Here is a 12,736-nt window from a genome sequence, read left to right as displayed (position 1 = left end):
AATCTGTATTTGTGATTGAGGCCGTCTGAAAGGATTTTCAGACGGCCTTTTGTTTCAAACTGCTCAGGCTTCTTTATTTTCCGCCGCTTTCACGCGCAAACGCAGGCCGAGTTCGCGCAGCTGTTTGTCGTCCACCGCATTCGGCGCGTTGGTGAGCAGGCATTGTGCGCGTTGCGTTTTCGGGAAGGCAATCACGTCACGGATGGATTCGGCGCCGGTCATCAGCGTTACCAAACGGTCGAGGCCGAAGGCCAAACCGCCGTGCGGCGGTGCGCCGAATTTCAGGTTGTCCAACAGGAAGCCGAATTTTTCTTGCTGCTCTTCAGGTGTGATTTTCAGTGCGGCGAACACTTTTTCCTGAATGTCGGCACGGTGAATACGGATGGAGCCGCCGCCGATTTCCCAGCCGTTGAGCACCATGTCGTAGGCACGGGCAAGGCAGTTGGCGGGGTCGCTGTCCATCAAATCTTCATGGCCAGGTTTGGGCGAAGTAAACGGGTGGTGCATGGCCGCCCAACGCTCGTTTTCTTCGTCGTATTCAAACATCGGGAAATCGACTACCCACAAGGGTTTCCACTCATCGACAAAATAGCCGTCGGCCGCGCCGTGTTCCAGGCCGACTTTGATGCGCAATGCGCCCAAGGCTTCGTTGACGATTTTGGCTTTGTCTGCGCCGAAGAAAATCAAATCGCCGTTTTGTGCGCCGGTGCGCGCGATGATTTCTTTCAGGCTGCTTTCGGACAGGAATTTGACGATGGGCGACTGCAGGCCGCTGTCTTCGCCGTTAGTGAGATTGGTTACATCATTGACTTTGATGTAGGCCAGACCCTTCGCGCCGTAGATGCCGACAAATTTGGTGTATTCGTCGATTTCTTTACGCGAGAATTTGGCGCCGTTCGGCACGCGCAGGGCGGCAACGCGACCGCCTTTCATGTCGGCGGCGGCGCGGAAGACTTTGAATTCTTCCGTTTTCATCAGGTCGGTCAGCTCGGTGAATTTCAGGCTGATGCGCATGTCGGGTTTGTCCGAGCCGTAGTGGAACATGGCTTCGGAATAGGGCATGCGCGGGAAGTTGCCCAAATCCACGCCCAGCGCGTCTTTGAATACCTGTTTGGCCATACCTTCGGTGATGTCCATGATTTCATCCTCGTTCAAGAACGAGGTTTCCAAGTCGATTTGGGTGAATTCAGGCTGGCGGTCGGCACGCAAATCTTCGTCGCGGAAGCATTTGGTGATTTGGTAGTAGCGGTCGAAACCGGCTACCATCAACAATTGTTTGAACAACTGCGGCGATTGCGGCAGCGCGAAGAATTCTCCCGTATGCACGCGACTGGGCACGAGGTAGTCGCGCGCGCCTTCAGGGGTGGAGCGGGTCAGCATCGGCGTTTCGATGTCGATAAAGCCCTGTTCGTCCAAATAACGGCGCACACCCATGGCTACCTGATAACGCAGGCGCAGGTTGCGCTGCATCACGGGGCGGCGCAGGTCGATCACGCGGTTTTGCAGGCGCACGTTTTCGCTGATGTTTTCGTCGTCGATTTGGAAAGGCGGCGTGGCGGCGGCGTTCAATACTTCGATTTCTTTGGCCAGAATTTCGATTTTGCCGGAAACCATTTTGTCGTTGGTGGTGCCTTCGGGGCGGTTGCGCACGCGGCCGGTGATGCTCAAAACGTATTCGTTGCGGGCGGAATCAGCCGTCTGAAAGGCTTCGGGCGTGTCGGGGTCGATCACGACTTGGACGATGCCTTCGCGGTCGCGCAGGTCGATGAAAATCACCCCGCCGTGGTCGCGGCGGCGGTGCACCCAGCCTTTGACGGTTACGGTTTGATCTAAGTATTGCTCGCTGATTAAGCCGCAGTAGTTGGTACGCATGTTTTGGGTCTTTCTGTTAGTCGTCAATTAAATAGGTTGAAAAGTTTGTTTCAAGCTGCTTTCAGGCAGGCAGCCTGAAAACGGTTTATTCGTTTTTGCTGTCCGGTTTTTGCCGGGCATTTTCTTCGGCTTCCGCTTTCCATTCCTGAAATATCAGTTCTTTCAGGGCTTCTTTTTCGGCTTTATCGGGCCGGCCGTAGTGGCGGAGCGTGAAGGCTTCGGTGCGTTGGTAAGGTTCGCTGTGTGCCGGCATCCGGTGCGGTTCGTGAAACTGCGCGTGTGCCGCCACGGCGCGTTGTTCGTTGATCAGGATATAGAGCTTGTTGTCGTCGCAGTTGTGCGGATGGCACAGGGTGGAAGCGAGATAGCGTTTGCCGTTTATCCTTACTTCGCCGTGGGGGCCGCTCGAACTCAGGGCGTCTTGAATCCAAGCCTGATCTTCTGCGGGGATTTCGGACAGGATTTGGCTGCGCCAGACTTGTTGGTAGGCGGGTTTTTTGAGCAGCTCGGACAGATGGCGATCGGCTATCCATTCGATTTCTACGGATTTGGCGGCGGCGGGCGCGGCAACGGCCAGCATCAGGGCAAGGGCGGCGGCAATTCGGGCAAGGCGGGGCATGGCGGGCATTTGATAAAACGGGTTAAAGCCTTTTCAGGCTGCCTGAAAAGGGCAAACGGGCGGATTGCAAAACTTTGTGCGGTTTTAATCGGGCTTTCAGACGGCCTCAGAGGCCGTCTGAAAAGGTTTATTTGGGGCTTAGGAAGCAAAATCACCCAAATCAGTGATAAGCTTCTGAAATGAAATTAAAAAACAAGTACCAAAAGTTCAGCAAAATTTCTGAACCACAATTTCGTCAAATTCTACGGCTATTTGCCTTGGATTTGACTGCTTCTGATACTGCCAGACTAACTGGCATCAGTGTCAGAAGTATCAACACGCTATTCTTAAAATTACGCAACGGTTAGCTGCCGAATGCGAGCAGCAAACTCCTTTTGATGGCGTTGTTGAACTTGACGAATCCTACTTTGGTGCGAAGCGTATTCGTGGCAAACGCGGACGCGGTGCTGGTGGTAAAACCATCGTCTTTGGGGTACTCAAACGGGGCGATAAGGTTTATACAGAAATCGTACCCGATGCCTCCAAAGCCACGCTACAAAAGGTTATACGCGGCCATATCTCCATTGAGAGCGTCATCAATACTGACGGATGGCGCGGTTATCATGGTTTGATTGATATGGGATTTGCAAAGCATTTTAGGGTGCATCACGGGCAAAATGAGTTTGCTCGTGGAGCGCAACATATTAACGGTATTGAGTCGTTTTGGAGTTATGCAAAACACCGTCTGATACACAACATGGTGTAGCAAAACATACGTTTTACTTGCATCTGAAAGAAACTGAATTTCGCTTCAATCACAGGCATGATGATTTGTACAAAGTACTGCTGAAAATGTTGCGGAATGATCCTTTAAAATGATTTTTGCTTCCTAAGCCCCTTTTTTATTTTGGCTCACTATACGACGCGAAAAGGCCGTCTGAAAAAGCCGTTTTGGACTTTTCAGACGGCCTCAAAGCAGAAAAAGGGGTTATGCCTGGTGAAAACGTAGCCATCACAGTCGAACTGATTGCTCCGATCGCCATGGAAGAAGGTCTGCGCTTCGCCATCCGCGAAGGCGGTCGTACCGTCGGTGCGGGTGTTGTGTCTACCGTAATCGCTTAATTTGAAGGATAACGAATCAATGGCAAACCAAAAAATCCGTATCCGTCTGAAAGCCTACGATTACAGCCTGATCGACCGTTCCGCACAGGAAATCGTTGAAACTGCCAAGCGTACCGGTGCCGTTGTCAAAGGCCCGATTCCGCTGCCGACCAAAATCGAACGTTTCAACATCCTGCGTTCGCCGCACGTGAACAAGACTTCCCGCGAACAGCTGGAAATCCGTACCCACCTGCGCCTGATGGACATCGTGGATTGGACCGACAAAACCACCGATGCGCTGATGAAGCTGGATCTGCCGGCCGGTGTGGACGTGGAAATCAAAGTCCAATAATCTGCTTGCAGCGGTAAAGAAAAGCCGAACGGGAAACCGTTCGGCTTTTTGTGTGCGTAGATGCTTTGGCCACATAAATGGCACGCGGTTGGTTAGCGGATAACGGAAGAGGCCGTCTGAAAGCGCGGCTTTGACTTCGCCGAAGCTGCGCTTTCAGACGGCCTTTGTTCCGCCAATTCGGGTAGGGACGGCGCTTTGCTCAATCTTCCCGACCCAAAATCATTGTGCCGATGCCCGTGTCCGTGAACACTTCCAAGAGCAGGGCGTGCAGGATGCGGCCGTCGATAATGTGCACCGCCCGTACCCCGTTGGTGGCGGCGTCTACGGCGGATGCGATTTTCGGCAGCATTCCGCCGTGCAGTGTGCCGTCGGCTGTCAGCTCGGTAATGCGGCTCGGTGTCAGCTTGGTGAGCAGGCGGCCGGATTTGTCCAGCACCCCCGTGATGTTGGTCATCATCAGCAATTTTTCCGCGCCCAATTCCTCGGCCAGTCTGCCGGCCACCAAGTCGGCATTGATATTGAACGCCTCCCCCGCGCTGCCGACGCCGATGGGGGCAATGACCGGGATGCCGCTGCGTTCGATAACGGTGTGCACCAGCGCCGTGTCGATGCTGTCCACCTCGCCGACCTGGCCGATATCGACGCGGCCTTGCGGCGTGTCCAGCAGCAGCTTTTTGGCGCGGATGAAGTGGCCGTCGCGGCCGGTGATGCCGATGGCGCTGCCGCCGTTTTGGTTGAGCAGCGAGACGATTTCTTTGTTGACATGGCCGCCGAGCACCATTTCCACAATGTCCATCGTTTCGGCATCGGTGACGCGCATGCCTTGGACGAATTCGCCTTTTTTGCCGATTTTTTCCAGCATTTCGTTAATCTGCGGCCCGCCGCCGTGGACGATCACGGGATGGATGCCGACCAGTTTCAGCCAGGCCACGTCTTTGGCGAACCCCTCTTTCAGGTGTTGCTCGGTCATGGCGTTGCCGCCGTATTTGATAACGAAAATGTTGCCGGAGAAACGGCGGATGTAGGGCAGGGCTTCGGCCAGGATGTCGGCTTTGAGCTGCGGAGAAACCTTGTCGGTGGGTTTGTGCATATCGGAATCCTCTATTGTTGTCGTTGGCAGGCTGCGGATTGTACCGCAGGCCGCGGTACAGCGGAGGGAGGCCGTCTGAAAACCGCGAATGCGGTTTTCAGACGGCCTTATATATTGCGCCCCATTCAAGGGGGTATCCAAACAATCCTTAACGCCCCTTAACCCAGCCAAGTGAAAGGGGCTTTTTCATGTCACAAAATCAAGATACCGCAAACGTCGTTTTCGCTTCATCCTACTGGCGGATTTCCCGCCTCGCAGACTGTAGCGTCCTGTGCCTGTACCGATGGAACAACCAAACGCATGACTTGGTTTTCCGCTGCGAATTTCCCGATTTTCCCGCCGCACTCCGCCATATCGACGACAACCGTCTTCATTATCCCGTCATTCTCACAAGCTGCGGCCTGCCGTTTTTGAGTGAGGGCGGCGAAGCCGAAAACACGGCCTGCATGGATTTGTTCCCCGACAGCACGGATGCGGCTGCGGATGTTCTTTAACTGACTGACAGAGAGGAAGGGGCTTTCGGGCGGAGGCCGACAGACGCGCCCTTGCGCGTCGGCGGCCAACGCCGAAAGCCCCCCCCCTAGACTAACAGGGGGGGAGCAAAAAAACCGAAGCCCCGAATCCCATGCGGAGGGAGCAAATGAGCGAAGAAGTGGAATATTTTTCCCATTTCATCACCGACGGAAACGGCAAACTGCGGGAAGTCCTGCAAAGACGGGGAAAAACAGACGGAGTATTTATCGACTGGCTGACCGTCACTTTTCACGAAGACACCCTAGTCAAAGCGGCAGGCCATCCGCTGGTATCCGACAACGAATACATGTACGTCCTCAGTCGCAAACTGGAAGAAATACTCGGATTCGGCATTACCCGAAAATGCAAGTCCAAAGGTAACAAATTTTACGAAATGATGTTCCGACTTGGCTCGGAAACGGTTGATTACGGAGAAGTCCACTACGGCGGGCAGCGCGGCACGGTATTAATCGAACTCAAAGGCGTAGGCTGTTCCATGGCAAAAGAGGGCTGGGAAGCACGGATGTTTGATTTTCTGCAACAGGCCATCCGTCCCCGCATCACCCGCATAGACCTGGCGATTGATTTTTTCAATGGCGAGTACACGCCCGAACAGGCAGAGCTAGACCACGATAACGGCTTTTTCGATAACCACAATATGAGGCCGAAGTCCGAACGTAAAGGCACCGCATGGAGAAAAGAAGACGGCACCGGCAAGACCTTTTACATAGGCCGTCTGAAAAATTCCCGCTATGTCCGTGTCTATGAAAAAGGCCGCCAGTTGGGAGACAAAGAAAGCAAGTGGGTTAGATTCGAAATTCAGTTCAACTATGGCGACATTGACATACCGAATGAAATTCTTATTGACGAAGGGTCTTATTTCTGCGGCGCGTTCCCCATCTGCGCCAGCTTTCACAACATGCCCGAAGCCAAACGGTTTGAAACCGTTAAGAAAGTATTAAACCAAACGTTCGACCACAAACTGAAACACGGAAAAAACGCCGTCGGCAAACTCGTTAATTTCATGGTGGACGTCGGACTCAGCGCCGAAGAGATTGTAGAGATGCTCAAAGCTGAAAACGGCTACCCCACGGGATTAGAGCCCGAACGCTACTCACTCGACGAACTGCGTTATGCCGAAAGAGGCGGCTATCTCCACGACAATATCAGCATTGATGAAGAACTGAATACCGACTGGCTGGATTTTAGGGTTTCTTCCGATTTCGACCGGAACAAACGCCTGTTAGATATTGAGGGCGATATTTCTCGACAGCGAAAGGAAGCAGACGACTTTGAAGCATTTGTTGAAAGAAAGCTGCAAGAATTAGAACCCTTGGAAAAACGCCTTGACCGTATCGCAAGGCAGGAAGCCGAAAGAATGCGGCGTATCAGGAGAATGAACGCCCCATACAGATGGTTTTACGGAAGATTCGTCACCTACCGCAAAACCCCCGAAGTTTTTAACCACTGTTTCTTTTAGAAAGGAAAACCCATGTTCAATCAAAATCAGGTCGTAACCTACCCCGCCACATTTCTCGGCGCGAAAAAATTCAAAGGCGAAATCGACGGCTCGAAAATAGACAGCTGTTCCGTACTGGTGGCAACACCGCTGCCCGGACAGACCGGCAACGCCGTAGGCTTTACTGCCGCACAAATGAAATTCGGCGACAGCGCCAATTTCGACAAACTGGTCAGCCTCAAATACCCCTGCGAAGTCATGATAACCGTAGAAATGACCTCCACCGGCAAAGGCATGGTTCCCGTATTGAAAGATTTTCAGGTGCAACTCGCGCCGAAAGGCTGAGTCATGAAATACCTAGAAAGATTCATCGTGCAGGACTTGGAATCGCACGATTTTATCTACCCTGACCCCTTCGGCGATTTGGGCTTTACACAAAACCTGAAATCGGCCGGACAGTTTGAAAGCTACGAAGACGCTTTTAATGCGGGAACGGACCAAATAGGCGGCGGATTCCAGATATTCGCATTCTTTGTTAAAGAGGATGGCGATAAAAGCTAAAAGGCTCGGCGGGCGGTCTTTAGAACCTTTCACACAGCCCGCAAATTTTTTAACAAACCAAAAGGACAACGTTATGTTGAAAACCCTTAAAACCAAGTACCGCCACGGTCTCGCCGTGGCAACCATGACCGTGATGCCCGCGCTGGCAATGGCCGAGGAGAACTCGCTTTTATCTCAGGTCAAAACCGAATTGGGCGGTCTGAAATCCGGCGTTTTGGAAATCGGCGCAATCGTCGTCGGTATCGCTGTTGCCTTTGCAATCGTTCGCATTGGCAAACGCGGATCTAACCAAGCGTAGAGGCATCGGCATGGGTTATCAGGTAGGACGCATCTGCTACCAAACGAAAGCAGAAGCTGAAAACGAATTGATGACCCAAGTCGTACCGGCCATAGACAAAGACGGGGTGCTCAAACACCCCGTTTTTAACGGCAACCGCTGGGAATACGACGGGCAGACAGTAGCTCTAAACCTCCCTAAATGCGAATACGGCCAACACTACGACATGGGCAAAGCCGCAGGCGCGTACATACTGGAAACCACAGTAGTCCTTGTCTGCATCATCATCTTAATCAAAGCCATCGGCCTAATCAGATAGGCGGGAATACGGAAATGAATAATGACACCCGAAACCGAATTTTTACTAGGCGCATTGCCAAACCTCATCATCTCGCTGTCCTTGTATTTACTGGTGCAAGCATTGCGTTGAGCCCGCTGGCGGCATGGGCAGACGTCCCCACACCGCCGCCGACCGCCCCGCACAGCGCGGGATTCCCGAGCGAAAACGCCCTGAAGAACATGGGATATGACCCCAAAACAGGCGTGTGGCGCGTCCAAGAAACCAACAGAGGCAAACCGACTGTCAAGAAAGACGGCGGCAACATCACGGGGACGCAGGGGCGAAATGTCACCGTGACGGGTAAGTACGGCGAAAAGGTCAACTTGCAGACGTCTGTCAGTCAGACGTCTGCTGTCGATAAATTAGTAAAAAAAGGCACTGTGGCACTATCCGCCATTACCGCGTTAGATTCGGCTTTAGGGTCTAATTATTCGATTAAATCTTATAACTCTTTTAAAAACGGTGATTTTAGAACGGGATTTGAAAATGCTTTTGGTGCTGTTTTAACTGGCTTATCTTCTGTAACTTTCGGGGTTGGAGATGGAATTAATCGGTTTTTGGACAAGACAGGTCTAGCCGACCACCAAGCCTATAACATGGAAAAAATGACCGAGCAAATCGAAGCCGCCCAAGCCCAAGCCGAACGAGAAGGCAAACTAGCCGAAGCACTGTCCGCCGCCCAAGCTAAAAAAATTGCCGAAGAAGCCGCCCAAGCTGCGGCAAGAGAAACACAACAACAAGAAGCCGTTAAAAAGCAGGCGGAAGGAAAAACGATATGGGTTTTAACGTTTAATTATCACGGAGTCGGAGGTCATGAGACCGCACTCTTATATACAGACCAGCGACCGACAGACATAGCGGTATCACTCAGTTATAACGATGGAAAATTATACAGTTATCATCAACCGGAAAGCAGCCTTAACAAATACGCCCCTAAAACCATCCCTGATAAGTCTTTTGTACCAGCATTCTTGTCATTTAAAAAATGGGATGGAGAATCTTATCCCGAATACAAACCCGACACCTCTAATCTGCCACTGACCGAATCCGAAATAGCCGACATCCTGCGCCGCATGCTTGAGAGCAACCAAACCAACCACGCAGAACTCATGCGCCAGTTGTCCATGATGGGCAACGTTGTATCTGAGTCCACAACCAACATTACATACAACCAGACCACCGCCAAATCCGCCCCCTACACCCCGCAGGGCAGCGGCCAAGCCCAGCAAACGCAGGTAACCATTAATTCAGATGGTAGCATCACAACAAACATTATCCCGCGTCCCGACCTCAAGCCCGATTCCAGCCAAGCGCCAACGCGGGAACAGGTTGTGCCGAACACCCCGGGCGAGAACGTGCCGCAGAACCCCAACGGCCAAAATCAAAATCCAAGCACGCCCGAACAGAACCAGCAACGGCAAGAGTTTTGCAAACAGAACCCGACATCTGCTTACTGTCAAGATTTGGGCAACACTGATTATGAGGATTTGAGCATACCGACCAACGCAATAGATATGACCCTTCGCCCCCTGGACATATTCAGCACCGACGGCACTTGTCCCGCGCCTCTGTCATTTGAGTTCGGACCATTGGGCAAATTTGAGATAAGTTACGATTTTTTATGCAAAGTTGCCCGTCTGATTAGGCCTATTGCCATACTCGGCACAATGATAAGTTGCTCGTTCACCGCATTTGCCGCCATCAGGGAGCTTTAATATGTGGGGCAGACTGATTACCAGCGTATTGATGACGGTGGCGGGCAAAGTCATTGCAGCACTGGGCTTGTCTTTCGTGTCCTATGTCGGGCTGAACGAACTGCAAAAATACCTGCTTGACGCCGTGCAAAAACAAATCGGCGGCCTTCCGCAAGACGGCCTGCAACTGGCCTATATCGCAGGCTTGGGCGTTTGTCTAAACTGGATATTCGGCACATTCGCTTTTATTACCTCAATCAAAAGCCTGTCCAAACTTTCGGCAGGCGTAGGAAAGAAATAGAAGGACAACGCAATGCTGTATCTGATAACAGGCGTACCCGGGTCGGGCAAGACCCTGAAAATGATTTCAGACCTGATGACCCGTAAAGACCTCAAAGACCGCCCCTTGTATCTCGACGGTATCCCCGAAGTAGACGGCAAGATTATCCCAAACCTGCCGATACCCGAAGGCGAGACGATGCAGACGTGGCACAAGTGGGCTCCGCCCGGCGCAATCCTCGTGATAGACGAATGCCAGCGTGTATTCAGACCCCGCCCCAGCGGCTCGAAAGTCCCCGACTACGTAGCCGAACTCGAAACCCACCGACACAGAGGCATAGACATCTTTTTGCTGACCCAACATCCGCGCCTGGTAGATATCAACGTCCGCAGCCTGATAGGCCACCACTGCCACATCAGCAAAACAAACCTGGGCGTACGTCGCATGTTCGAGTGGGAGCGCTGCGGAGACCCGACAAGCAGGACAGACGTTGAGGGCGCGGTAAAAAGCGTCTACACCCTCGACAAAAAAGCCTTTGGCGTCTACAAAAGTGCCGAAGAACACACAAAAATCCGCACCAAACTGAGCCGTACCGTCTACATTTTCCCCGTCGTTTTGTTGATTATCGTAGCCGCCTCATGGTCTTCATACAACCGATGGCAGAAATTCAACAAAGACGCACAGCAGCCGCAGAATTCGGGCTTTGCGCAGCAAAGCCCTCAAGCGCAAGCGCCGGCAGGCCAACCCGCCGCCGCAACGGCGGCAGACATACCAAGCCAACCCGTGGAAAAAGAGCAAAAACCGCACCTGAGCGCCCAAGACTACCGTCCTGCCATAGACGGCCAACCGCACACAGCGCCCATCTACGACGGTTTGAACAAAGCCGTCCAAACCATGCCTTACCCTGTGGCCTGCGTCAAAGCCAAAAACCGCTGCAACTGCTACACCGACCAGGGAACACGTATCAGCGGTTTTGACAAAGACTTATGCCTTGAGTACGTCCGCGACGGGCTGTACAATCCCTACCGCCGACAAACGGCACAAAATCAGGCACAGACGGCAGAGGCCGCGCCCGCGCCCGTACCTGACGAACATCCGCAGGTGCTGGCCATGACCGGCAAAGACAAGTACGAGACGACAAAGTTTAGTGATGGGCCGCCGGCTCAGTAGATAGTGGGGAATTTATGCATCCTTTTTTAGCATTTTTTTTAGGAATATTGGTAGCAACAGTTTATGAAAGAAAGGGATGGAAAGGTCTTAAAATCCGTTGGCCTTTCTTTGTAATCGTTATTTTGATAATTGTGGGTTTGATTTTTTTAAAAGTACATGGATTTTGATGAGCAAAAAATCCAGCTGCTTGACTGTGAAAGACACTGTGTAAACGCCCAAGCGTTTGCACAGTGTCTTTTGCAGGCAAGTAGCCCCCACCCGTCAAACCGAGCAGCAGCCTGTAAACCCTTTGCACCCAGACGGTTTACAGGCTTTTGTTTGCGCAAAAGAAAGCCGGGGCGGTTCAGGCAGCAAAACGGCCTGAGTTTAGAAAGCTGTACGTGAGAATTGCCGAACCGCCCAACCCGTAAAATCAAGATTGAATATCATCTTAGCCGCGTAAGCAGGCTGCATAAATAAGGAAAGTCCCTTGAACACAATCGGATTGGACATCTCGAAGGAAACCATAGATGCCGTATTGGAGAAATCAGACGGCCAAACGTACCACCTGAAAATCAGGAATGACACACAAGGCTTTGAAGAACTGACAAAGTGGATGAAAAGCCACAAAGTCAGAAAAGCCGTTATCGCCATGGAAGCTACCGGCATCTACTACGAACGGGCAGCCGAGTATTTGACCGCTTATCAAACCGTGTACGTTATCAACCCGCTGAGAATTAAAGAGTATGCCAAAAGCAGATTCAGCCACACCAAGACCGACAAAACCGACGCCGCTTTAATCGCCGACTACGCCAAACGCCATCAAGACCTGCTGACGCCCTACCGCCCCAATCAGGCAGCCGACGAACTGCACAAGCTCAACAGCCTGAAAAACCAGCTGAAAAGGCAGCTGCAAGAAAGCCGCAACCGTCTGCATGCCGCAACAGACGAGTACATAAAAGCAACCCATCAGGCAATCATCCTGCTGATAGAGCGAAAAATCAGCCAAACGGCCACACGAATAGAAAGGCTGATCAGGCAGCAAAACAACCTGAAAACCCACTATGACAACCTGCAAACCGTTCCGGGCATCGGAAAAGAGACCGCCGCCGCCCTGCTTGCGCACCTTACCGGCAAGGATTTTGAAACCGCAAACAAATTTGTCGCTTATGCGGGGCTTAGCCCAAAAATCGAACAGTCGGGAACAAGCGTAGACAAACGCGGCCGCCTGAGCCGCTACGGCAACAGACGCCTGAAATCCGCCCTCTACATGCCTGCGGTCGTTGCCTACCGTATAGGCACATTCGGCAAATTGACGGCAAACCTTTCAAACAAGCCGAAAATGGTCATTATCGTAGCCATCATGCGAAAACTCGCCAAAATAGCCTACTACCTCTACAAGACCGGCAAACCGTTTGACAAAACGCGCTACCAAACGGCTTGACACACA

General features: G+C 52.2%; 14 protein-coding genes and 2 pseudogenes. 13 read left to right on the top strand and 3 right to left on the bottom strand.

Annotated features, from left to right (window positions below; translation table 11 throughout):
• Nucleotides 1-63: 63 nt before the first annotated feature.
• Both aspS and CGZ77_RS10365 read right to left on the bottom strand, forming a co-directional pair.
• Nucleotides 64-1,872 carry an aspartate--tRNA ligase gene (gene aspS / locus CGZ77_RS10370; RefSeq protein ID WP_009425759.1) on the bottom strand — a complete coding sequence of 603 codons (1,809 nt, stop codon included), beginning with the start codon at nucleotides 1,870-1,872 and terminating at the stop codon, nucleotides 64-66.
• 85 nt (nucleotides 1,873-1,957) lie between these two features.
• A complete protein-coding gene (locus CGZ77_RS10365) occupies nucleotides 1,958-2,500 on the bottom strand; it encodes an Ivy family c-type lysozyme inhibitor (RefSeq protein WP_009425760.1) in 543 nt (180 codons plus the stop codon).
• 170 nt (nucleotides 2,501-2,670) lie between these two features.
• Here CGZ77_RS10365 and CGZ77_RS10360 point away from each other — a divergent pair.
• From CGZ77_RS10360 to rpsJ, 3 genes and pseudogenes are all read left to right on the top strand, one after another.
• Nucleotides 2,671-3,349 (top strand): annotated as a pseudogene (locus CGZ77_RS10360) (IS1595 family transposase).
• Between the two features lie 105 nt (nucleotides 3,350-3,454).
• Nucleotides 3,455-3,592, top strand: a pseudogene (locus CGZ77_RS10355) (elongation factor Tu); the annotation flags it as partial.
• 19 nt (nucleotides 3,593-3,611) lie between these two features.
• A complete protein-coding gene (gene rpsJ, locus CGZ77_RS10350) occupies nucleotides 3,612-3,923 on the top strand; it encodes a 30S ribosomal protein S10 (protein ID WP_002642322.1) in 312 nt (103 codons plus the stop codon).
• 199 nt (nucleotides 3,924-4,122) lie between these two features.
• Here rpsJ and argB read toward each other — a convergent pair whose 3' ends face one another.
• Nucleotides 4,123-5,013 carry an acetylglutamate kinase gene (gene argB / locus CGZ77_RS10345; RefSeq protein WP_009427472.1) on the bottom strand — a complete coding sequence of 297 codons (891 nt, stop codon included), beginning with the start codon at nucleotides 5,011-5,013 and terminating at the stop codon, nucleotides 4,123-4,125.
• 188 nt (nucleotides 5,014-5,201) lie between these two features.
• Here argB and CGZ77_RS10340 point away from each other — a divergent pair, with 188 nt between their 5' ends.
• The 10 genes from CGZ77_RS10340 (at nucleotide 5,202) to CGZ77_RS10295 (ending at nucleotide 12,730) form a co-directional block, all read left to right on the top strand.
• Entirely contained in the window at nucleotides 5,202-5,507 is a 306-nt protein-coding gene (locus CGZ77_RS10340) for a hypothetical protein (RefSeq protein ID WP_036496817.1), read from the top strand.
• A 146-nt stretch (nucleotides 5,508-5,653) separates the two neighbouring features.
• Nucleotides 5,654-7,006, top strand: coding sequence for a replication initiation factor domain-containing protein (locus tag CGZ77_RS10335; protein ID WP_083479461.1), 1,353 nt, complete (start codon nucleotides 5,654-5,656; stop codon nucleotides 7,004-7,006).
• 12 nt (nucleotides 7,007-7,018) lie between these two features.
• The gene (locus CGZ77_RS10330; RefSeq protein ID WP_009427469.1) at nucleotides 7,019-7,330 is read left to right on the top strand and encodes a hypothetical protein; all 312 of its coding nucleotides are present in this window, start codon (nucleotides 7,019-7,021) and stop codon (nucleotides 7,328-7,330) included.
• Between the two features lie 3 nt (nucleotides 7,331-7,333).
• The gene (locus CGZ77_RS10325) at nucleotides 7,334-7,546 is read left to right on the top strand and encodes a hypothetical protein (RefSeq protein ID WP_009427468.1); all 213 of its coding nucleotides are present in this window, start codon (nucleotides 7,334-7,336) and stop codon (nucleotides 7,544-7,546) included.
• A gap of 73 nt (nucleotides 7,547-7,619) precedes the next feature.
• Nucleotides 7,620-7,844, top strand: a complete 225-nt coding sequence (locus CGZ77_RS10320) for a major capsid protein (RefSeq protein WP_036496815.1) — start codon at nucleotides 7,620-7,622, stop codon at nucleotides 7,842-7,844.
• A 10-nt stretch (nucleotides 7,845-7,854) separates the two neighbouring features.
• On the top strand, nucleotides 7,855-8,142 hold the full coding sequence (locus CGZ77_RS10315; protein WP_009427466.1) for a hypothetical protein: 288 nt from the start codon (nucleotides 7,855-7,857) through the stop codon (nucleotides 8,140-8,142).
• A 14-nt stretch (nucleotides 8,143-8,156) separates the two neighbouring features.
• A complete protein-coding gene (locus CGZ77_RS10310) occupies nucleotides 8,157-9,878 on the top strand; it encodes a virulence factor TspB C-terminal domain-related protein (RefSeq protein WP_094031168.1) in 1,722 nt (573 codons plus the stop codon).
• Between the two features lies 1 nt (nucleotide 9,879).
• On the top strand, nucleotides 9,880-10,158 hold the full coding sequence (locus CGZ77_RS10305; protein ID WP_009427464.1) for a DUF2523 domain-containing protein: 279 nt from the start codon (nucleotides 9,880-9,882) through the stop codon (nucleotides 10,156-10,158).
• A gap of 12 nt (nucleotides 10,159-10,170) precedes the next feature.
• On the top strand, nucleotides 10,171-11,307 hold the full coding sequence (locus tag CGZ77_RS10300; RefSeq protein WP_009427463.1) for a zonular occludens toxin family protein: 1,137 nt from the start codon (nucleotides 10,171-10,173) through the stop codon (nucleotides 11,305-11,307).
• Between the two features lie 469 nt (nucleotides 11,308-11,776).
• Nucleotides 11,777-12,730: an IS110 family transposase gene (locus CGZ77_RS10295; RefSeq protein WP_009427462.1), complete on the top strand. Its 954-nt coding sequence runs from the start codon at nucleotides 11,777-11,779 to the stop codon at nucleotides 12,728-12,730.
• Nucleotides 12,731-12,736: the final 6 nt, after the last annotated feature.

Origin of the sequence: Neisseria sp. KEM232 (assembly GCF_002237445.1) — a bacterium.
In the GTDB taxonomy this organism is placed as follows: Bacteria; Pseudomonadota; Gammaproteobacteria; order Burkholderiales; family Neisseriaceae; genus Neisseria.
This window is presented reverse-complemented; position numbering and strand designations above follow the sequence as displayed.

Excerpts from the sequence above, each read along its gene's own strand:
- aspS (WP_009425759.1), bottom strand. The coding sequence starts at position 1,872 with ATGCGTACCAACTACTGCGGCTTAATCAGCGAGCAATACTTAGATCAA.
- CGZ77_RS10365 (WP_009425760.1), bottom strand. The coding sequence starts at position 2,500 with ATGCCCGCCATGCCCCGCCTTGCCCGAATTGCCGCCGCCCTTGCCCTG.
- rpsJ (WP_002642322.1), top strand. The coding sequence starts at position 3,612 with ATGGCAAACCAAAAAATCCGTATCCGTCTGAAAGCCTACGATTACAGC.
- argB (WP_009427472.1), bottom strand. The coding sequence starts at position 5,013 with ATGCACAAACCCACCGACAAGGTTTCTCCGCAGCTCAAAGCCGACATC.
- CGZ77_RS10340 (WP_036496817.1), top strand. The coding sequence starts at position 5,202 with ATGTCACAAAATCAAGATACCGCAAACGTCGTTTTCGCTTCATCCTAC.
- CGZ77_RS10335 (WP_083479461.1), top strand. The coding sequence starts at position 5,654 with ATGAGCGAAGAAGTGGAATATTTTTCCCATTTCATCACCGACGGAAAC.
- CGZ77_RS10330 (WP_009427469.1), top strand. The coding sequence starts at position 7,019 with ATGTTCAATCAAAATCAGGTCGTAACCTACCCCGCCACATTTCTCGGC.
- CGZ77_RS10325 (WP_009427468.1), top strand. The coding sequence starts at position 7,334 with ATGAAATACCTAGAAAGATTCATCGTGCAGGACTTGGAATCGCACGAT.
- CGZ77_RS10320 (WP_036496815.1), top strand. The coding sequence starts at position 7,620 with ATGTTGAAAACCCTTAAAACCAAGTACCGCCACGGTCTCGCCGTGGCA.
- CGZ77_RS10315 (WP_009427466.1), top strand. The coding sequence starts at position 7,855 with ATGGGTTATCAGGTAGGACGCATCTGCTACCAAACGAAAGCAGAAGCT.
- CGZ77_RS10310 (WP_094031168.1), top strand. The coding sequence starts at position 8,157 with ATGAATAATGACACCCGAAACCGAATTTTTACTAGGCGCATTGCCAAA.
- CGZ77_RS10305 (WP_009427464.1), top strand. The coding sequence starts at position 9,880 with ATGTGGGGCAGACTGATTACCAGCGTATTGATGACGGTGGCGGGCAAA.
- CGZ77_RS10300 (WP_009427463.1), top strand. The coding sequence starts at position 10,171 with ATGCTGTATCTGATAACAGGCGTACCCGGGTCGGGCAAGACCCTGAAA.